The following is a 19346-nucleotide window of genomic DNA, read 5'->3' as shown; positions in this document are numbered from 1 at the left end:
GTAAAAGACACCTGCCCTGCCCACCAGCCAGCGGTGCGCCCGGCCCCTGGTGCGGCATGCCAACAAAAGACAAGTACACGGAGTCCCTCAATGGCCCTGACCATCGCGCTGGAAAGCCCACCGCCCCGAACCACGCTGGCTGCATGGTGGCGCGAGCTTGAAACCCGCGCCATGGCCACTTTTTTCACATCATGGTCATGGATCGGCAACTGGCTGAACATCCTGCCCGCGCATCTGCAACCCCAGTTGCTCGTCGCACGCGATGGGGATGTCATCATGGGCCTGGGCCTGTTGATCCGCGGCCGGGCCCGCATGCTGCGCGTCGTTCCCGTGTCTTGCTGGCGGCTGCACGCGACCGGGCTGATGGAGTTCGACAGCCTGACCATCGAGTACAACGGCTTCCTCACGGAAGAAGGTCGCGCCGTGCAGATCAAGGACGCCATGCTCAACCACCTGCTGACTCAGACCGGTGTGCGGCGCTTCGAGATCACCAAGGCCGAGGCCCGTTTTGCCGAACTGGCCAGTGCCCATCAGGAACGCGGCATGCTGGTGCGCACCGTCGAGCTGGCCTCGTACACGGTCGATCTCAACGAGGTGCGTGCCCAGGCAGAGGGCTACATCCCGCTGTTGAGCGCCAACACGCGAAGCCAGGTCAGGCGCAGCCTGAGCGGCTACCGAAAGCTGGGCGAGGTGACGCTGACCCCGGCCAGCACCGCCCAGGAGGCCCGGGCATTTCTCAACGCCCTGCGCGCCTTGCATGCCCAGAAATGGGAAGAACGTGGCGAAGAATCCGCCTTCGTCAACTCCAAGGTGGCAGAGCGCTTCCACGATCTGCTCATAGAAGAAGCGTTCGACCGCGGCGAGATCCAGTTGCTGCGCATCTCGGTAGGCGACACCGAACTGGGCTACCTCTACAACTTCGTGCACCGCGGCCGCGTGGTGTTCTACCAATCCGGCTTCCGCACGGGCCTGCTGGACAAGCAGGATCGTCCAGGCCTGGTCTGCCACGCGCTGGCCATCGAACACAACGCCCGCAACGGGCAGCATGTCTACGACTTCACCGCGGGCGATTACCGCTACAAGAGTTCGCTGGCCACGGGCCGCGAACCCCAGGGCACACACGTGTTCCAGCGCGATGGCCTCCTGCCCAGGCTGGAGGAAGGGCTGCGCAGCGGCAAGCAATGGGTGGCCACCATGCGCAACCGCCGCAACATGACCACCGCCGTGCTCCTGGGTCTCCTGAGCTGCCGAGAGTTGCTGGACTACGTCATGCCCCTCGAACTGATTGCAGGCGCATGATGATCATCCACCCCATTCAACAGAAGCATGCGCGCGTCCCGCGCCTGGTCAGCGTCATCATCGGGGCGTACAACTCGGCGCGCCACATCGGCGAGACGATCGACACCATGCTGGCGCAGACCTACCAGCCCATGGAGCTGATCATCGTGGACGATGGCTCCACCGACGACACCTGGCAGGTGCTGCAGTCCTACGGCGAGCGCATCGTGGCGGTGCGCCAGGCCAATGGCGGTGTACCTGCGGCGCGCAACACAGGCTTGCTGCATGCCCGCGGCGAATTCATCGCCCTGATGGACCACGACGACCTGTGCATGCCCGAGCGCATCGCCGCGCAGATCGCCCTGCTGGACCAGCACCCCGAGGTCGGCCTGTGTTGCACGGAGTTCAGCGCCTTCAGCGACAAGGGCCCGATCGCCGAGCGCTACAGCCCCTGCTACTACGCGCAATGCACCGCCGATCGCGGTGGCCCGGCCGGCCAGTTCCCGCGCAAGACCACACTGGATGTGGCCGCCTGCCTGCCCACACCGGCGAGCGAACCCGTGGACGTGCCGGTGTACATGGGCTCGGTTTACGACACCATGGCCTGCGGCAACTTCGCCCACCCGCCCACGGTGCTGTTCCGTGCCGCCCTGATCGACCAGATCGGTGGCTTTGACCCCGAAGCGCGTCTGTGCACCGATTGGGACTGGCTGGTGCGCGCCGCCCGTGTCACCGATTTCGCCTACATCGACCGGCCCTTGCTGAACTACCGGCGCTCCAACACGCAGATCTCGTCCGAGCGCTACAGCAAGAACTCGAGCGTGGATGTGGTGATGGTGGCCGAGCGCATCGTGGCACGTGACCCTGAGCTGCGGCAGCGACGTGGGCCGGCGCTGCGCAAGCTGCTGTCGGAGGTCACCATCGATGCGGCATACGCCAACTCGGAGGACCGCCCTGGCCTGGCCATCAGCCTGCTGATCAAGGCGGCGCTGCGCTATGGCGCCTTCAATGGCACGGCCGCACGCGCCCTGTTCAAGGCACTGATGCCCGACGCCTTGCTGAGCATGGCCCGACGCGGGCGTGGCACCGCAGGCGCCAAGGCCTGAACGGCACCATGCACATGGCGGCCCGCTCCAGCCGTCTGGCCGTCTACGTGTCGGCAGCCGGCAGCGGCGACATCCATGTGCTGCGCCCGCACGCCCCCCCGCTTGCGTCTGGCCTCGCTGATCAGCCCGCCACGAAGGCCAGCTGGCAGACCGTGCAGCGGCTGGCGCTGGGCGGCGCCATCATGCCCATGGCCTTCAGCCCCCAGCGCGATCGCCTGTACGCGGTGAACCGCACCGCACCCTTCACGGTGCACACCCTGGCTGTCGACGCGCACAAGGGCCACCTGAGCCTGCTGGGCACCAGCCCGCTGGCCGGCAACATGGTCTATGTGTCCACCAGCCTGGACGGGCGATACCTGCTGACCTCGTCTTATGGTGAAGACCTGATCGCGGTGAACGCCATCGAGGCCGACGGCCTTGTCGGCCCGACGCTGCAGGTGTTGAACACGCCCAGGCAAGCGCATGCCATCTGCCCGGCCCCCGATGGCCAGCACGTCTGGGTGAGTTGCCTGGGTGCCGATCAGCTGCTGTGCTACCGGCTTGCGTCTGCCCCCCAGCAAACCGCCACCCCGCTGTCAACCGAGCCTGTGCTGCGCCATGCCTGCCGTGCCGGCAGCGGCCCCCGGCATCTGGCCTTTCACCCCAACGGGCGCTGGCTGTTCCTCATCAACGAGCTTGGCGGCAGCGTGGATGGGCTGGCATTGGGCGAAGGCAGCGCGCCACCGTCGCCATTGAGCCATGCCCGCATCCTGCCGCCGGAGATATCGACCGAACCCTGGTCGGCCGAACTGCGCGTCAGCACCAACGGCCAATGGCTGTTCACCAGCGACCGCCGCGCCGCCACGCTGAGCGCCCTGCGCATCGACACCACCACCGGCCAGCTCGCCCTGGTCGATTGCCTGCAGACAGAAGCCTTGCCACGCAGTTTTGCGCTGGCCCCTGATGGCCTGACGCTCTTCGTGGCCAGCCAGGACACGGGCCGCCTGAGCGTCATCGATTTCGATCCGGAACAAGGCCGCATGCGGCTTCAAAGCCAGCTCGATTGCGGCACCAGCCCGACCTGGGTCGAGGTCATCGAACTGCCGCACGCGCCCTCCGCCTGATCGCCGTCCAGAAAAAAGTCACACCGGCCAGGGGGCACAGGCCCATAAAACCGCTACCCTTGGCGGATGTTCAGTTACAGACACGGCTTCCACGCGGGCAACCACGCCGATGTGCTCAAGCACATGGTCCTGGTGCAGTTGCTTGAGCACATGCTCAAGAAAGACAAACCCTTCTGGGTGGTGGACACCCACGCCGGCGGGGGGCTCTACGACCTCACCAGCAGCTACGCCACCAAGAGTGGCGAAGCCGAAACCGGCGTGACCACGCTGTGGCCATTGCGCAATAAGAAAGCCACGCCCGAAGCGGTACAGGACTACCTGGCCCAGGTGGCCAAGGTCAACGACAAGGATGACCTGCATTGGTACCCCGGCTCGCCTCAGATCGCCGCGCAGATGCTGCGCGAGGGTGACCACCTGCGCCTGTTCGAGCTGCATCCCACCGAAATCAAGCTGCTGGAAGGGCACTTCGCCTCGGTCAAGCGTGGCGTCAGCATCCAGTGCGCCGACGGCTTCAGCAACCTCAAGGGTTGCCTGCCGCCGCCCCCTCGCCGCGGCCTGGTCCACATCGACCCGCCGTACGAGCTCAAGGAAGACTACCGCCGCGTGACGCAGACCCTGAAGGACGCGATCACCAAGTTCACCACCGGCACCTACGCCATCTGGTACCCCGAGGTGGCGCGCCGCGAATCACAGCAGCTGCCCGGCCAGCTCAAGCGCCTGGCCGCCGAGCTGCCCAAGGTGGACTGGCTGCATGCCACGCTGCGCGTCAAGGCCGCCGAAAAGGGCGGCCTGGGCCTGTACGGCAGTGGCATGTTCATCATCAACCCGCCGTGGACGCTGTACGACCGCCTGGCCGAAGCCCTGCCCTGGCTGGTCGAGACCATCGGGCAGGACGACCACGCGGCCTACACGCTCGAAGCCCAGCAAAGCTGAGCCCGGCCAGGCTTGAGCGCCATCAGGCGCCCAGGTCGAAGAACAGCACTTCGGCCTGCTGGCCCTGCCCGATGATCAAGCTGTGCTCACCGTCCAGCTTGAGCGCATCACCCGCGTTCAAAGCCTGGCCATTGACCACCACCTGCCCGCGCGCCACGTGCACATAGCCCTTGCGCGTCGGGTCCAGCGCCAGCTCGGCCGCTTCAGCCCCATCGAACAGGCCCACGGACAAGGTCGCATCCGCGTGGATGGTCACCGAGCCATCACGGCCGTCGGGTGAGGCCACCAGGCGCAGGCGCCCGCGCTTGTCTTCGGCGCTGAAGTTCTTCTGCTCATACCCGGGGCGCAGGCCCTTCTCGGTCGGCTCGATCCAGATCTGCAGCAGGTGCGTGGGCTTGTACAAGGCCTGGTTGAACTCGCTGTGCATGATGCCCTTGCCAGCGCTCATGCGCTGCACATCGCCGGGCAGGATGCTCGCGCCATTGCCCAGGCTGTCCTTGTGGGCCAGCTCACCTTCGAGCACATAGGTCACGATCTCCATGTCGCGGTGGCCGTGCATGCCAAAGCCCCGGCCGGGCGCGATCACGTCGTCGTTGATTACACGCAGCGGCCCATAACCCATGTGTGCCGGGTCGAAGTACTCGGCAAACGAGAAGCTGTGAAAGCTCTGCAGCCAGCCGTGGTCGGCATAACCTCGTTCATCGGAGCGGCGCAGTGTCAGCATGGTGTGACTCCTTTCAGGGTGTGAGCGAATGTCGTTCGCGGTGGGTTCACTGTAGGCGCCGACACCCGCCTGGCCGCTGCGGGCCGCTGATGGCATCATTCAAGTAATTTGAATCATCCAAGGTTTGACCCTGCATGACCGACCGCAGCCACGCCCTCTCGCCCGAAGCCCTGGACATGGTGGTGGCCATCGCCCGCACGGGCAGTTTTGCCGCCGCCGCACGCGAGCTGGGCAAGGTGCCCTCGGCGCTGACCTACAGCGTGCGCCAGCTGGAAGATGCGCTTGACGTGCTGCTGTTCGACCGCCGCAGCCGCCAGGCCCGACTCACCGCAGCAGGTGAAGAGCTGCTGCGCGAGGGCCAATTGCTGCTGCAGCAGATGAACGCCGTGGCCAACCGCGTGCACCGCATCGCCTCGGGCTGGGAAGCCGAGCTGACCGTGGCCGTGGACAAGGCCATTGCCCCGCACGCCGTGTTCGACCTCATGGAGGCCTTCTACGCCCTCAAGCCCCCCACCCGCCTGCGCATGCGCAGCGAGGTCATGACCGGCACCTGGGAAGCGCTGGCTTCCGGCCAGGCGGACCTCGCCATCGGGGTGATGGCCGAACGTGCGTCCAGCCAGGACATCCGCTTCGAGGCCATCGGCGAGCACCAGTTCGTGCTGACCGTGGCGCCCCACCACCCGCTGGCCCAGGCGCCCGAGCCGCTGTCATCGACCACGCTGGCGCAGCACCGCATCATCGCCGTGGCCGACACCGCACGCGACCTGGCCCCGGCCACCGTGGGCATCCTGCCCGGCCAGGATGTGCTGACCCTGCCCTCGATGGCCGCCAAGCTCGAGGCCCAGTTGCGCGGACTGGGCTGCGGCTTCCTGCCTGAACCCATGGTGCGTCCCCACATCGCCTCAGGCCGCCTGATCCGCAAGGAGGTGGACACCCCACCCCGCGTCGTGCGCACGCACTACGCCTGGCGCCAGACGGGTGCCCAGCCCGGCATGGCCCTGACCTGGTGGCTGCACCAGCTGGCCAGCCCGGCCACGCGCTGCGCCCTGCTGGACCTGCACGAGGGCCTGATCCTGTGAGCGCTGTGGCAGAGGCGGGCCGCTACATCGGCCGGTTCGCGCCCTCCCCCACGGGACCGCTGCATGCGGGCTCGCTGGTGGCCGCGCTGGCCAGCTGGCTGGATGCCCGTGCCCATGGTGGCAGCTGGCTGGTGCGCATCGAAGACGTGGACCTGCCACGCTGCGTGCCCGGCGCCGATCAGCTCATCCTGCAGCAACTGGCCAGCTGCGGCCTGATCCCGGATGCGCCCCCGGTCTACCAGAGCCAGCGCGGTGCGCTGTACCAGGCGGCGCTGGACCAACTGGTTGCCAACGGCCACGCCTACCCCTGCGGCTGCACCCGTGCCGACATCGCCCAGGCCAATGCCACCCTGGGCCTGAGCAAGCCACGCCATGGCGACCTGGTCTACCCCGGCACCTGCCGCCCAGAGCGAGGTGGGCTCCAAGGCAAGCCCGCCCGCGCCTGGCGCCTGCAGGTACCCGACGCCCCGCATGACCTGATCACCTGGCAAGACCGCCGACTGGGGCCCCAGCACCAGCACCTGGCCAGCGCCGTGGGCGACTTCGTCATCAAGCGCGCCGATGGCCTGTGGGCCTACCAACTGGCCGTGGTGGTGGACGATGCCGCACAGGGTGTCACCCACATCGTCCGGGGCGCCGACCTGTGCGACAACACGCCCCGGCAGATCCTGCTGCAGCGCTGGCTGGGCCTGCCCACGCCGCGCTACCTGCACACGCCGCTGGTGCTGGGCGACAACGGCGAGAAGCTGTCCAAACAGAACGGGGCCCGGGCGCTGGACCTGTCATCGCCTCAAGCAACCCTGCAACAGGCCGGGCGCGCACTGGGTCTGGTGACTGAAGCGCGAGGTAGCGTAGCGGATTGGCTGGCGCAAGCAGTTCGACAGTGGCCCTTCGCCACACCAGGGAATCCGTGAAAGACCACCGGTTTGCCTGCCGATGGCCTCCAGGCGTCTTGACAAGGCGCGCACGAAGCCTCATCTGTGAGGTACTCGGTTAAAGTGAAAGCATGACGACCGTGAGCCCCGTTCCGAAATTCGCCCAGTACGCCAAGCGCGTCAGCACACTCGCCTTGTTGCTGTTGCTGTCGGCATGCGCCACCACCAAGACACAAAACCGCGTCACCTCGGCCGCCACCACCCCGTTGAGCGACCTGAACCTGATGCGCGACGAGATCCCCGAGGTCCTGCAAAACGCGCTCAAGCAGCCCTACCTGCCGCCTTCGGATGCCACTTGCAGCGTGGTCGTGACCGAGGTGTACCAGCTCGATGCCGTGCTGGGCGCCGATCTGGATGCCCCCGCTTCGGATGACAACCCATCCCTGCTGGACCGCGGCGAGGACATGGCCGAGAACACCGCCATCGGCGCCATCCAGCGCACCGCCGAAGGCCTGGTGCCGTTCAGAAGCTGGGTGCGCAAGCTCAGCGGTGCAGAGCGCCACTCCAGAAAGCTGGCGGCGGCCATCACGGCCGGCTCCATCCGCCGGGCCTTTCTCAAGGGTTTTGCCGTGTCGCACGGCTGTGTGCTGACGCCACCACCGCAACTGGCTGCGGCCTCTGCGGGCGAGGCGTCCACGCCTTCACCTGCACCCACTTCGCCTGCCACTGAAGGCAAACCGTCCCCCGCCACGCCCGCGACACCTCAGACGCAGCCCGCCCCATCGGTGCCGCCGGCCAGCAAGCCCTGACCTGATCGCGGCCGGGCCTCAACCCGCTTGAGGCCGCTCCACCACCACGAAGTGCTTGCGTACCGGGCTGATCACCTCGAACGCACCTTCAAAGCCGCCCGGGATCACGGCCCCCTGGCCCGCCTGCACATCCACGAAACCGCCATCGCGGTCGTGCAGGCGCACATGGCCTTCGAGCACAAAGAAGTACTCGTCCTTGCCGGCGGGAAACACGATGCGCCAACGGCCCACTTCACAGGCCCAGATGCCGGAGCTCATCTGCCCATCGGCTGATTCGTACAGCGTCCAGGTTTCGCGGCGCGGGTTGCCCTGCTCCAGCCGATCCGGCCGGGGGTGATCAACCGCACCAGGCTGGGCTGGCTGGTCCAGGCGAACGATGCCCGGCTTGTCAGACAGACGCGAAGACATGGCCCGCCCTCACTTCACCAGGAAGTGCTCGCGGTAATACGCCAGCTCGTCGATGGACTCGTGGATGTCGGCCAGCGCCGTGTGCTTCTGCGCCTTCTTGAAACCCTCGGCCAGACCCGGCTTCCAGCGCTTGGCCAGCTCCTTCAAGGTGCTGACATCCAGGTTGCGGTAATGGAAGTAGGCCTCCAGCGTAGGCATGTAGCGGGCCAGGAAACGGCGGTCCTGGCAGATCGAGTTGCCGCACATGGGCGACTTGTTGTTGCCCACATAAGGCTTGAGAAAAGCGATCACGGCCTTGGCGGCCTGGTCCTCATCGACCGTCGAAGCCTTGACGCGGTCAATCAGGCCACTCTTGCCGTGCGTGCCCTTGTTCCAGGCGTCCATGCCATTGAGCATCTCGTCAGACTGGTGGATGGCAAACACCGGACCCTCGACCCGGATGCTCAGGTTCGGGTCGGTCACCACCACGGCGATCTCGATGATGCGGTCGCTGTCCGGCTTGAGGCCCGTCATCTCCAGGTCGATCCAGATCAGGTTCTGGTCGCTCTTGGTCAGGGTGGCAGGGGTATCGGCGGCGGGGGTATCGGCCGGGGTCGGGGCTGTGGCGGGCAGCGTGTCGCTCATCGATCAGGGTCCTTGCGCGGGCCATCGCCCGGCTCTTGTCATGCGAAAAACCAGCGGCCCGATGGCCCCCTGTCCGCATGGGTGTGGGGTTATGGCCATCGAGCCCGAAGCGGCGATTGTGAGGCAAACGTACACTGGCGCCCATGCAATCCAGTGATCTCACCCTGCTTTTCGCGGCCTTCGTGACCGCCTCCCTGTTGACCAAGTTCTGGCTGGACAGCCGCCAGGCGCGCCACGTGGCCACCCACCGAGGTGCCGTCCCCCCGGCCTTCAGCAACGAGGTGGCCCTGGCCAGCCACCAGCGTGCAGCCGACTACACCCTGGACAAACTGCGTTTTGGCCTGCTCAACACCGCCATCAGCACCGCCGTGCTGCTCGGCTGGACGCTGCTGGGTGGCCTGGACGCACTCAACCACCTGGTGCGCGACGCCGTCTTCCCGCGCTGGGGCGGCCTGGCCTACCAGCTCGCCTTGCTGGGTTCGTTCACGGCCATTGGCGCCATCATCGAATGGCCCATGGACGCCTGGAACACCTTCCGCATCGAACAACGCCACGGCTTCAACCGCATGACCTGGGGCATGTGGATCGGTGACCAGCTCAAGCAGGTGCTGCTGGGCATCCTCATCGGCACGCCGATTGCCGCCCTGATCCTGTGGCTGATGGGCGCGGCCGGCCAGGCCTGGTGGTTGTGGGCCTGGGGCGCCTGGGTGGCCTTCAGCCTGCTGCTGATGGTGATCTTCCCCATCTTCATCGCGCCGCTGTTCAACAAGTTCGAACCCCTGCAGGACGACACCCTGGCCTCGCGCGTGACCAACCTGATGACGCGTTGTGGCTTCAAGGCCAAGGGCTTCTTCGTGATGGACGGCAGCCGCCGCTCGGCGCACGCCAATGCCTATTTCACCGGCCTGGGTTCGTCCAAACGCGTGGTGTTCTTCGACACGCTGCTGACCAAGCTGTCGCACGGCGAGGTCGAGGCGGTGCTGGCGCACGAGCTGGGCCACTTCAAGCACAAGCACGTGCTCAAGCGCATGATCATGATGTTCGTGATGAGCCTGGCCGGCTTCGCGCTGCTGGGCTGGCTGTCGCGCCAGATGGCTTTCTACACCGGCCTGGGCGTGGCGCCCAACCTGACGGCACCCAACGATGCGCTGGCCCTGCTGCTGTTCATGCTGGCCCTGCCCGCCTTCATGTTCTTTGTGTCGCCCGTGTTCTCGTACTTCTCGCGCCGCGACGAATACCAGGCCGATGCCTACGCCTGCAAGCAGTCCAGCGGCAAGGACCTGGCCATGGCCCTGATCAAGCTGTACAAAGACAACTCGTCCACCCTGACGCCAGACCCGATGTACGTGCGCTTTTACTACTCGCACCCACCGGCCTCCGAACGCCTGGCGGCCATGGCGGCCAACTGAGTGAGGTGACCATGACCGCAGCCCATGCCCTGCCCCTGCAGCAACAGCGTTGCAGCCACCAGAGCGGCCCCGCCCTCACGCCTGACGAGCAATTGCTGCTCCTGAGCCAGCTGCAAGGCTGGCAGGTGGACACCAGCACGCCAGGCGGCGCCCTCACCAAGACCTACACCCTGGCCGACTTCCACCACACCATGGCCTTCGTCAACGCCGTGGCCTGGGTCGCCCATGAACAAGACCACCACCCTGATCTGGCCGTGAGCTACAAACACTGCACCATCCGCTGGTCCACGCATTCCGTGGGCGGCCTGTCCCTCAACGACTTCATCTGCGCCGCCCGCGTGGACGCCCTGTCCGCATGAAGCGGCCCGGCAAACCCAGCGGCGTTCGTCGCAACAGCAAGAGCACGGACACCAGCCAGTGCCAGAGCGGCCTGGTGGTGGCCACGCACGGCCGCCATGTGATCGTGGAAGACGATGCTGGCGAGCGCCTGATCTGCCACCCACGCGGCAAGAAAAGCGAAGCCGTGGTGGGCGACCGCGTCATGTGGCAACACACCCTGGAAGGCGGTGACGAAGGCGTGATCGTGGCCGTGGAAGAGCGCAAGAGCCTTCTCTACCGCCAGGACGAGTGGCGCAGCAAATCCTTCGCCGCCAACCTCGACCAGTTGCTGATGTGGATCGCGGTGGAGCCCGTGTTCAGCGAATCGCAGCTCACACGCGCGCTGATCGCCGCCGAGTCTGCAGGCATCCCACCCACCATCGTGCTCAACAAGATCGACCTGCCCGGTGCGCAGGCTGCACGTGATCGCCTCGCGCCTTATCGCGCCATGGGCTACAAGGTGGTCGAGTTGTCCCTGAAAAAGGAGACCGAGGCCGCACGCGCCCAGGTCGCCCCCTTGCTGGAACGCAAGGCCACACTGGTGCTGGGCCCGTCCGGCGCAGGCAAGAGCACGCTGATCAACACCCTGCTGCCCAACGCCCGCGCCGAAACGCAAGAGATCTCGCAGGCGCTCAACTCCGGCAAGCACACCACCACATCCAGCCTCTGGTACTGGCTGGACGACAGCCGCACCAGCGCCGTGATCGACTCACCGGGCTTTCAGGAGTTCGGCATGCACCACATCCCGCCCACCGAACTGGCGCGCTGGATGCCCGACATCGCCCGGCACATGAACGACTGCCGCTTCCACAACTGCACGCACCGGCAGGAACCGGGCTGTGCGGTGCAGGCCGCCGTGGCGCGTGGCGAGATCAGCCCCATCCGCCTGAGCCTGTACACCGCGCTGTATGACGAGCTCAGCCAGCCGCGCTGGTGAGCCAAGACTCAGGCCAAAGGCCAAACCAAGCCCTGGCTGCGCCCCCAAGCCCATCTTGCAAGACCCTATCGCAATCGCAAGATCACGAACCGACACCTCGCACTGACACCCACGACCATGACAGACCGACTCATCGCCCTGGCCGCCACCCTTGACGACTTCGCCCAAGGCGCCATCTCCATCCCCGACCTGGCCCGTGACTGGCGCGACGCCGCCTACAGCCACGAGCCTGCGCTGCCGCAGCGTTACGTGGACGTGCTGGAGCGCCTGCTCAACCAACTGGAAAGCGCCGCCCTGTTCACCGAAGAAAGCTGCTCCTTCAGCCAGGCCGACATGGTGGGTGCACTCGCCGACTGGCTGGCCCGGGCACGTGCCCTGCCTGCGTCCTGATCAAACCCGGAGCACGCACAAACTCGTTTGGGCCAGCCAGGCCATGCATCTCGCAGATCAAGCAGATCAAATGGATCAAGCCGCCCGGCCAGCCCGGCTGCCGCGCTGATCAAATGCCGCCGCCAGTTCCCTGACCACCTCGGCCGCCGGCATCACGGATCGGATACGGCCCACATCGGCCCCCGCATACAAAGCCGTACAGCCCGCCATGCGTGCCGGCATGCTGGCCTCCAGCGCGGCACCGGTCAACAAAGGCATCGCCGCTCGTTGCCAATGCGTGAGCTCGGCCTTCATCGGCATCAGGCGCCGCCCCAAGCCTGTGAGCTTGTGCAGGCCGCGCACCCAGGCTGGCGCCTGGCCTTGCGCATCACACCAGCGCCGCGTGGCCTCGTTGGGCAGCACACGGTGCGGGGCATCCCAGTTCAAACCGAACAAGGTGGTCACCACCGTGTCGTCGGCCTCGACCAGGCCACGCTTGTAGGCATCGTGGGCGCGGCTTTCGTTGGTGGCCACGAAACGCGTCCCCGTTGACACGCCACTGGCGCCCATGTGCCGCGCCGCCAGGGCATCCTGCTCGGTGTACATGCCGCCCGCCGCAAACACCGGCACTTCGCCAGCCTCGCCCACGATGGCCGGCAAAATGACCTTGAGCAAGCTGGTGCCGCGCACATGCCCACCCGCTTCGCGGCCTTGCACGATCAAGGCATCGATGCCTGCATCCAGCGCAAAACGCGCCTCGTCCACGCTGCCCACTTGCTGGAAGGTGAAGATGCCGGCCTGCTTCAAACGCTGGATCAAGGCCGCATCACGCCCCCAGAACAGCGTCACCATCGGCACCTGCTGCGCGATCACCAGCTCGATGTGACGCGCCCGCGTGAAGGGCAGCAAGAGGTTCGCGTTGAAGGGCCTCCCCTGGCACAGGCGCCGCGTCAAGGCCAGCGCCGTGCCCCACTCGGACACATCCATGATGCCCAGCGTGCCGATGCCACCCGCCAGGCTGACTGCCGCGGCCAGTTCAGGCCCCGCGATGCCCGGCATGCCGGCTTGCATGACCGGATAGGACACGCCCAGCTCACGTAAACCCGACAACTTGTCTCCCATGCAGCCCCCCTTGCTTCAAGGGCCACCGACATGAGTGGCCCATCATTTGTAGCTTGCCATTTGAACCGAGAATGGTTCGGTCACCAACCCCCGCTTTCCAGACACCCATGCCTGTATCCCGCACCCGTCGACAAGTCCTTCAAGGCGCCGCATCGGCCGCGCTGACCACCAGCGTGATGGGCAGCCTCAGCAGCCCCGCCCAAGCCGCCGAGGACACGTTTGACGTGGTCGTGATCGGCTCGGGCGCCGCGGGCATGACCGCCGCCTTGAGCGCCGCCAAACGCGGCCTGCGCGTCGTCGTGATCGAAAAGGCCGACAAGTTCGGTGGCTCCACGGCCCGCTCGGGCGCCGGCATCTGGATCCGCAACAACGAGGTGCTGCAAAAGGCCGGCGTGACCGACACGCCCGAACAAGCTGCCGCCTACCTGGACGCCGTGGTCGGGCCCATCGTGCCGCCCGAGCGCAAGGCCACCTATCTGCAGCAAGGCCCGGCCATGATCTCCTTCATCCTGCGCAACACGCCGCTGCGCTTTCGATGGATGGAGGGCTACTCTGACTACTACCCCGAGTTGCCAGGCGGCAAGCCCAACGGCGCCTCCATCGAGCCCGATCAGTTCGATGGCCGGCTGCTGGGCAAGGAGCTGGCCAACCTCAACCCGCCCTACCTGGCGACGCCGCCCGGCGTGGTGATCTTCGGTGGCGAGTACAAGTGGCTGAACCTCGCGGCCGTGTCCGCCAAGGGCGCCCTGATCGCAGCCAATGCCGTGGCACGTTATGCAGAGGCCATGCTCAAGGGCCAGATCCCGCTGACCATGGGCCAGGCCCTGGCGGCCGGCCTGCGTGCCGGCTTGCTTCAGGCCAATGTGCCGGTGTGGCTCAACACGCCCCTGATCGACCTGCAGTTCGACGCCAATGGCCGCGTCAACGGCGTGCTCGTCAACAAGAACGGCAACCCCACGGTGATCCGGGCCACACGAGGCGTGGTCATGGCCGCAGGCGGCTTCGAGCACAACCTGAAGATGCGGCTGGATTACCAGCAACACCCCATCACCACGGACTGGACGGTCGGCACCAAGACCAACACGGGTGACGGCATCCAGGCCGGGCAACGCGCCGGCGCCGCGCTGGACCTGATGGACGACGCCTGGTGGGGTCCGGTCATCCCCCTGCCGGAAGGCCCCTACTTCGTGCTGGCCGAACGCACCCTGCCGGGCAGCATCATGGTCAACAGCCAGGGCCAGCGTTTCGTCAACGAAGCCGCGCCTTACACGGACTTCGTGCACGCCACCTACAAGCAAGCCCTGGTCAGCCAGGACGTGAACGCCTGGATGGTGGTGGACCAACGCTACCGCAACCGCTACCTGTTCAAGGAAACGCTGCCCTTCCTGCCGCTGCCGCAACGCTGGTATGACGCCGGCGTGGTCGTCAAGGACCTGACACTCGAAGGCCTGGCCACCAAGATGGGCGTGCCCCCGGCCGCGCTGCGCAACACCGTGCAACGCTTCAACGGCTTTGCCGATGCCGGCAAAGACCTGGACTTCCACCGCGGCGACAGTGTCTATGACCACTACTACACGGACCCCGCCGTGCGCCCCAGCTCCAGCCTGGCCGCACTGCGCCATGCGCCCTTCTACGCCTTCAAGATCCGGCCGGGCGATCTGGGCACCAAGGGTGGCTTGCGCACCGATGCGCGCGCCCGCGTGCTGCGCGACGATGGCAGCGTCATCGAAGGCCTTTATGCCGCGGGCAACAACAGCGCGTCGGTCATGGGCCACAGCTATGCGGGTGCGGGCTCGACCATCGGCCCGGCCATGACCTTCGGCTACGTGGCCGGCAACGACCTGGCGGACCAGGCTCCTTCAGTCTGACCCTGCCACGCTCAGCCAGGCGGCCTCGGCCAGCTGCTCGCGGTAATGCGCGGGCGTAGCCTTGACCCGCCCGGACAACCAGGCGCGGCTGAGGTTCTCGGCGGGGCCGATGATCAAGGAAGGCAAGAGCTCGGTCGGCCAGTCCTTGATGCGGACTGGCCGATCAGCCTGGGCAAACCAGTTCATGACGAGCTTGGCGCGTAGGCGGTTGCGCTGCTGCAACTCGCTGGCATGCGGCCCCTTGGACACCGCCGAGCGCGCCTGGAACATGAAGCGCGCCAGCTCCGGCTGGGCACTCACCCAATCCACGTAGCTGTAGACCAACGCGGCCACGCCTTCACGCATGGAGTGGGCCTTGGCCAGTTCCTCGTCCACCAGGGCCGCCTGATCCTGCAGGGTGCAGAAAAACAGCGCAGCCACCAGGCCGTCCTTGCTGCCGAAGTGGTGGTACAGGTTGCCCACGCTCGCTTCACAGCGCGCCAGGATCATCTCGATGGTGGTGGGCTCGATACCGTGTTCGTTGAAGCAGGCCAGCGCCCCCTCCAGCATGCGCCGCTTGAGTTGCGCCCGGCTGCCTGGGTAGGCCCGCTCCAGCACACCCCGCACACCCACGGCCTTTTCTTTCGCTGCAGCCTTGGGTTCAATGGTCTTGCTTGCTTGCTTCATGGCGCGCTATTTGACACCGAATAATATTCCAGAATACTATTCTGTTCGTTATCAACCGTCCAGCAAGGACACCGAGGAGACACCCATGAGCCAAGTCCTGAACCTGTTCAACAGCGTCGGGCCCGAGCAGTTCACCACCATGATCTGCCAGATCGCCCCCTACTTCAGCACCATCACGCCCAGCGTCACGGCGCTGCGCCCGGGTTATGCAGAAGCCACCGTCCCCTTGCGCAAGGAAGTCACCAACCACCTGGGCACCATGCATGCGATCGCGCTGTGCAACGCGGCCGAATTGGTGGCCGGCACCATGACCGACGCCTCGCTGCCGGCCGGCTACCGCTGGATTCCCAAGGGCATGAGCGTGGAATACCTGGCCAAGGTCAAGACCGACATCCGTGCCGTGTCCGATGGCAGCGGCATTGACTGGACGCAGACGGGCGATCAGGTCGTGCCCGTGGAGGTGTTCGATACCGAAGGCAAGAAGGTCTTCACGGCGCGCATCACGATGAATGTGAAAGCAGCCGGCTGAGGCGGTGTGGATCAGCGCGTGCTGATCAACCAATGAGGTTGGCCAGCGAGAGCAAGGCCAGCAGCAGCATCCACAGGACCACCGAGCGCCAGATCAGACCCACCACACTGCGCAGGTGGGCCATCTGGGGCGCGGCACCGGTGGTGCTGCCTTGCGCTTCGATCACATCGGGCGCATCGCCTTGCGTGATCGTGCGGCTCACATCGCGTGCGCCGTCGGTGCTCGGCGCCACCTGGCCACCCAGGCGCACACCCAGTGCCCCCGAGGCAGCCGACAGGATGGTGCCCTCATTGGGGCGTACCCACAACACGGCGTGACGCCGCCAGGCATCCACGGCATCCTCAAAGTTGCCCACCACGGCAAAACCAAAGGCCGTCAAGCGCGCGGGCGCATGGTCGACCAGCGAGAACAAGGTCTGCGACAGGCTCATCAGGCGGTCGTGCGTGGACACCCCGGTGATCTGGCTGCGGTACGACCAATAACGGCTGGCGAACTCGGCCATGCGGTAGAGCACGGCCCCCGCCGGCCCCAGGCCCAATGACGACAGGGCCACGAACCAGAAGAACACGCCGAACACGTGGCGGTGCGCAGCCAGCAGCGAGTACTCCAGCACATGGCGCAGGATCTCGGTGCGGGGCAGTTCGCTGGCGTCCAGGTTCTGCCAGTGCGCCAGCAACTCGCGTGCGCGGTCTTCACGGCCGGCCTCCAGGGCATCGCGGATGTCGGTGAAGTGGTGGCTGAACTGACGAAAGCCCAGCGTCAGGTACAGCACGGCCACATCCAGGCCCAGAGCCAGCACGGTGCTGTAGCGGTTGGTGAACACATAGATGATGGCCGTGAGCGCAGCAGGCGCCAGCACCGTGATGCCCCAGACCACGCGCGCGTGCATGTCCTCGCCGGCATCGAAGTTGCGCCCAGCCCAACGCACCCAGCCAGTCAGTCCGTGGTGGATGGGGTTGAGGTTCGACAAGGGCTTGAGCTGCTCCGCCAACAGGGCGAAGAGCACGGCAAAAAAGCTCATGGATGGATGATAGCCCCCGCCCCGCCCTTGAATGGCCGGGAAATGGGGCCAAGTTTCAGGCAGACAGGAAGCGGTATAAATTTCGCAACATCGCGGCAGTCGCACCCCAGATGAAGTACTCCTTGTCGGTGGCCTGCGACGTCCACGGCATGGAGAAGAACTCCAGGCGGGTGCCCGACACATCGAAGGCACGGCGCTGGTGGTAACGCGGGTCCATCAGGAAGTGCAGCGGCACCTCGAAGATCTCATCCACTTCGCTGGGGTCGGCTTGCAGCTGCAGGCGCTCCAGCTCTTGCGCACCAGGCTCGATCAGGCCCACCACGGGCGTGACCACAAAGCCGGTGCCCGTGGTGTAGGTGGGCAAGGTACCCAATACGTCCACCCGTGACGGCGCCAGGCCCACTTCTTCCTGCGCCTCGCGCAAGGCCGTGGCAACGGCGTCCGGGTCAGAGGGTTCGCTGCGCCCACCCGGAAAGCTGATCTGGCCGGCGTGCTTCTTGAGGTGCGTGGTGCGTTGTGTCAGCAAGACGCTGGGCTCGCCACGCATCACCAGAGGCACCAGCACCGAGGCCGGCACCGGATCCGGCGCACGGTACCACTTCTCGACTTCGACATCGGGCTGCCAGACGGGTGGCTGCTGGAAGCGCTGAACCAGCGAAGCCCGCGTGAAGCGCTGCGGGTCAACAGCCGGCAGGTGGGCATCGTGGCCCAACAGCTCGGCCACACGAGGATCGATCATGAATGCCATGACACCACCATAACAAAAGCCGCCAGTGCTTGCGCAAGGGCGGCTATTGGGGCAGGCACCACACTGTGATGCCCGGCTCGGAGGGAACCGGCAATTAAGCCAGCTTCTCCTTGATACGTGCCGACTTGCCGCTGCGCTGACGCAGGTAGTACAGCTTGGCACGGCGCACATCGCCGCGACGCTTGACTTCGATGCCAGCGATCAGGGGGCTGTACAGCTGGAACGTACGCTCCACGCCTTCGCCGCTGGAGATCTTGCGCACGATGAAGCTGGAGTTCAGGCCGCGGTTACGCTTGGCGATCACGACGCCTTCGTAGGCCTGGACGCGCTTGCGGGTACCTTCCACCACGTTGACGGACACGATCACGGTGTCGCCAGGGGCGAAAGAGGGGATGGTCTTGTTCAGACGAGCAATTTCTTCTTGCTCGAGCTGTTGAATGATGTTGGACATCAAAGGCTCCTAAATGATCTTGCCCGCGCCAGAAAGATTGAAATCTGCCCAGTCAACCAGATGGTCTGATCGGCTTGCGCAGAGGTAAAAGCCGGGTAGAGGATCGGAAAACCGCAGATTATAGCGCGAGTTGGGATAAAAAGTGTTCGTCTTGTTTGGACAATTCACCGCGCGCCCTGGCTGCCTCGATCAACTCGGGCCGGCGACGGGCGGTGATGGCCAGCTGCTGCTCCCGGCGCCAGCGCGCAATGTGCGCGTGGTGGCCCGACATGAGCACGGGCGGCACGGCGGCCTCCACGCTGGCGCCCTCACCCTGCTCCGGCAGGCTCAGCACCTCCGGGCGGCTGTAATGCGGGCAGTCCAGCAGACCGTCCGAGAAGCTGTCCTGTTCGTGCGAAGCCACGTCGTTGAGCACGCCGGGCTGCAGGCGGGCCACGGCGTCGATCAAGGTCAGCGCAGGCAGCTCGCCGCCTGAGAGCACGTAGTCACCCATGGAGATTTCTTCGTCCACATGGGCATCGATGAAGCGCTGGTCGATGCCCTCGTAACGGCCGCACAGCAGCACCGCACCCGGCCCCTGGGCCAGGTGCTGCACACGCTGCTGGGTCAAAGGTTTGCCCGCCGGGCTGAAGAGCACCACCGGCAGGCGCGGGGCCGCGGCCGCCGCCTGGTCCGAGCGGATCGCCGAGAGGCAGCGCACCAGGGGCTCGACCAGCATCACCATGCCGGGGCCGCCACCAAAGGGGCGATCGTCCACACGGCGGTAGGTGCCGTCGGCATGGTCACGCAAGGGCCACAAGCGCACGTCCACCGCGCCCGTCTCGAACGCGCGGCGCGTCACGCCGATGCTTTGAAACGGGGCGAACAACTCGGGAAACAGGGTGATGACGTCGAAGCGCACGGCCATGC

At 66.0% G+C, this 19346-nt stretch carries 22 protein-coding genes; 13 read left to right on the top strand and 9 right to left on the bottom strand.

The window, feature by feature from the left end; genetic code table 11:
• Positions 1-90 precede the first annotated feature (90 nt).
• The 4 genes from JY96_RS16835 (at position 91) to JY96_RS16820 (ending at position 4420) form a co-directional block, all read left to right on the top strand.
• Positions 91-1299 (top strand): GNAT family N-acetyltransferase, encoded by a 1209-nt coding sequence (locus tag JY96_RS16835; protein WP_052162653.1) that lies wholly within the window; start codon positions 91-93, stop codon positions 1297-1299.
• Positions 1296-2384 carry a glycosyltransferase family 2 protein gene (locus tag JY96_RS16830; RefSeq protein ID WP_052162652.1) on the top strand — a complete coding sequence of 363 codons (1089 nt, stop codon included), beginning with the start codon at positions 1296-1298 and terminating at the stop codon, positions 2382-2384. Before JY96_RS16835 ends, JY96_RS16830 begins: the two co-directional genes overlap by 4 nt.
• 8 nt (positions 2385-2392) lie before the next feature.
• Positions 2393-3487 (top strand): beta-propeller fold lactonase family protein, encoded by a 1095-nt coding sequence (locus tag JY96_RS16825; protein ID WP_052162651.1) that lies wholly within the window; start codon positions 2393-2395, stop codon positions 3485-3487.
• Positions 3488-3553: 66 nt separating this feature from the next.
• Positions 3554-4420, top strand: a complete 867-nt coding sequence (locus JY96_RS16820) for a 23S rRNA (adenine(2030)-N(6))-methyltransferase RlmJ (protein ID WP_035039252.1) — start codon at positions 3554-3556, stop codon at positions 4418-4420.
• A gap of 22 nt (positions 4421-4442) precedes the next feature.
• On the opposite strand, the gene JY96_RS16815 is transcribed toward JY96_RS16820, so the two are convergent.
• Positions 4443-5144, bottom strand: a complete 702-nt coding sequence (locus JY96_RS16815; RefSeq protein ID WP_035043370.1) for a pirin family protein — start codon at positions 5142-5144, stop codon at positions 4443-4445.
• A gap of 134 nt (positions 5145-5278) precedes the next feature.
• Here JY96_RS16815 and JY96_RS16810 point away from each other — a divergent pair, with 134 nt between their 5' ends.
• The 3 genes from JY96_RS16810 (at position 5279) to JY96_RS16800 (ending at position 7907) form a co-directional block, all read left to right on the top strand.
• Positions 5279-6223, top strand: coding sequence for a LysR substrate-binding domain-containing protein (locus JY96_RS16810; RefSeq protein ID WP_035039249.1), 945 nt, complete (start codon positions 5279-5281; stop codon positions 6221-6223).
• Positions 6220-7137 (top strand): tRNA glutamyl-Q(34) synthetase GluQRS, encoded by a 918-nt coding sequence (gene gluQRS / locus JY96_RS16805; protein WP_081961348.1) that lies wholly within the window; start codon positions 6220-6222, stop codon positions 7135-7137. The genes JY96_RS16810 and gluQRS overlap by 4 nt, the downstream gene beginning before the upstream one ends.
• A gap of 92 nt (positions 7138-7229) precedes the next feature.
• A complete protein-coding gene (locus JY96_RS16800) occupies positions 7230-7907 on the top strand; it encodes a hypothetical protein (RefSeq protein WP_200883522.1) in 678 nt (225 codons plus the stop codon).
• Between the two features lie 18 nt (positions 7908-7925).
• Here the strand turns inward: JY96_RS16800 and JY96_RS16795 are convergent, their stop codons facing one another.
• The gene (locus JY96_RS16795) at positions 7926-8315 is read right to left on the bottom strand and encodes a cupin domain-containing protein (protein ID WP_052162650.1); all 390 of its coding nucleotides are present in this window, start codon (positions 8313-8315) and stop codon (positions 7926-7928) included.
• Between the two features lie 9 nt (positions 8316-8324).
• Positions 8325-8939 carry an oligoribonuclease gene (gene orn, locus JY96_RS16790; RefSeq protein ID WP_052162649.1) on the bottom strand — a complete coding sequence of 205 codons (615 nt, stop codon included), beginning with the start codon at positions 8937-8939 and terminating at the stop codon, positions 8325-8327.
• Positions 8940-9082: 143 nt separating this feature from the next.
• Between orn and JY96_RS16785 the strand changes: the two genes are divergently transcribed.
• The 4 genes from JY96_RS16785 (at position 9083) to JY96_RS16770 (ending at position 12053) form a co-directional block, all read left to right on the top strand.
• Positions 9083-10348, top strand: a complete 1266-nt coding sequence (locus JY96_RS16785; protein ID WP_035039246.1) for a M48 family metallopeptidase — start codon at positions 9083-9085, stop codon at positions 10346-10348.
• 11 nt (positions 10349-10359) lie between these two features.
• Positions 10360-10707: a 4a-hydroxytetrahydrobiopterin dehydratase gene (locus tag JY96_RS16780; RefSeq protein WP_035039243.1), complete on the top strand. Its 348-nt coding sequence runs from the start codon at positions 10360-10362 to the stop codon at positions 10705-10707.
• Complete coding sequence (gene rsgA / locus JY96_RS16775) at positions 10704-11663, top strand: ribosome small subunit-dependent GTPase A (RefSeq protein ID WP_081961347.1); 960 nt, start codon at positions 10704-10706, stop codon at positions 11661-11663. Before JY96_RS16780 ends, rsgA begins: the two co-directional genes overlap by 4 nt.
• A 117-nt stretch (positions 11664-11780) precedes the next feature.
• A complete protein-coding gene (locus tag JY96_RS16770) occupies positions 11781-12053 on the top strand; it encodes a hypothetical protein (RefSeq protein ID WP_035039240.1) in 273 nt (90 codons plus the stop codon).
• A gap of 75 nt (positions 12054-12128) precedes the next feature.
• Here JY96_RS16770 and JY96_RS16765 read toward each other — a convergent pair whose 3' ends face one another.
• Positions 12129-13154 (bottom strand): nitronate monooxygenase family protein, encoded by a 1026-nt coding sequence (locus JY96_RS16765; protein WP_052162648.1) that lies wholly within the window; start codon positions 13152-13154, stop codon positions 12129-12131.
• A gap of 107 nt (positions 13155-13261) precedes the next feature.
• On the opposite strand from JY96_RS16765, the gene kstD reads away from it, so the two are divergent.
• Positions 13262-15022: a 3-oxosteroid 1-dehydrogenase gene (kstD, locus tag JY96_RS16760; RefSeq protein WP_035039237.1), complete on the top strand. Its 1761-nt coding sequence runs from the start codon at positions 13262-13264 to the stop codon at positions 15020-15022.
• Here kstD and JY96_RS16755 read toward each other — a convergent pair.
• On the bottom strand, positions 15014-15688 hold the full coding sequence (locus JY96_RS16755) for a TetR/AcrR family transcriptional regulator (protein ID WP_081961346.1): 675 nt from the start codon (positions 15686-15688) through the stop codon (positions 15014-15016). The genes kstD and JY96_RS16755 overlap by 9 nt on opposite strands.
• 85 nt (positions 15689-15773) lie before the next feature.
• Between JY96_RS16755 and JY96_RS16750 the strand changes: the two genes are divergently transcribed.
• Entirely contained in the window at positions 15774-16217 is a 444-nt protein-coding gene (locus JY96_RS16750) for a hotdog fold domain-containing protein (RefSeq protein ID WP_035039234.1), read from the top strand.
• Between the two features lie 25 nt (positions 16218-16242).
• On the opposite strand, the gene JY96_RS16745 is transcribed toward JY96_RS16750, so the two are convergent.
• From JY96_RS16745 to trmD, 4 genes are all read right to left on the bottom strand, one after another.
• Positions 16243-17238 carry a CobD/CbiB family protein gene (locus JY96_RS16745; protein ID WP_035039231.1) on the bottom strand — a complete coding sequence of 332 codons (996 nt, stop codon included), beginning with the start codon at positions 17236-17238 and terminating at the stop codon, positions 16243-16245.
• A gap of 55 nt (positions 17239-17293) precedes the next feature.
• On the bottom strand, positions 17294-17986 hold the full coding sequence (locus JY96_RS16740; protein ID WP_035039228.1) for a CoA pyrophosphatase: 693 nt from the start codon (positions 17984-17986) through the stop codon (positions 17294-17296).
• A gap of 94 nt (positions 17987-18080) precedes the next feature.
• Entirely contained in the window at positions 18081-18437 is a 357-nt protein-coding gene (rplS, locus tag JY96_RS16735; RefSeq protein ID WP_035043354.1) for a 50S ribosomal protein L19, read from the bottom strand.
• A gap of 118 nt (positions 18438-18555) precedes the next feature.
• Positions 18556-19338: a tRNA (guanosine(37)-N1)-methyltransferase TrmD gene (gene trmD / locus JY96_RS16730; protein ID WP_035043352.1), complete on the bottom strand. Its 783-nt coding sequence runs from the start codon at positions 19336-19338 to the stop codon at positions 18556-18558.
• Positions 19339-19346: the final 8 nt, after the last annotated feature.

This window comes from Aquabacterium sp. NJ1, assembly GCF_000768065.1.
Taxonomy (GTDB): Bacteria; Pseudomonadota; Gammaproteobacteria; order Burkholderiales; family Burkholderiaceae_C; genus Aquabacterium.
This window is presented reverse-complemented; position numbering and strand designations above follow the sequence as displayed.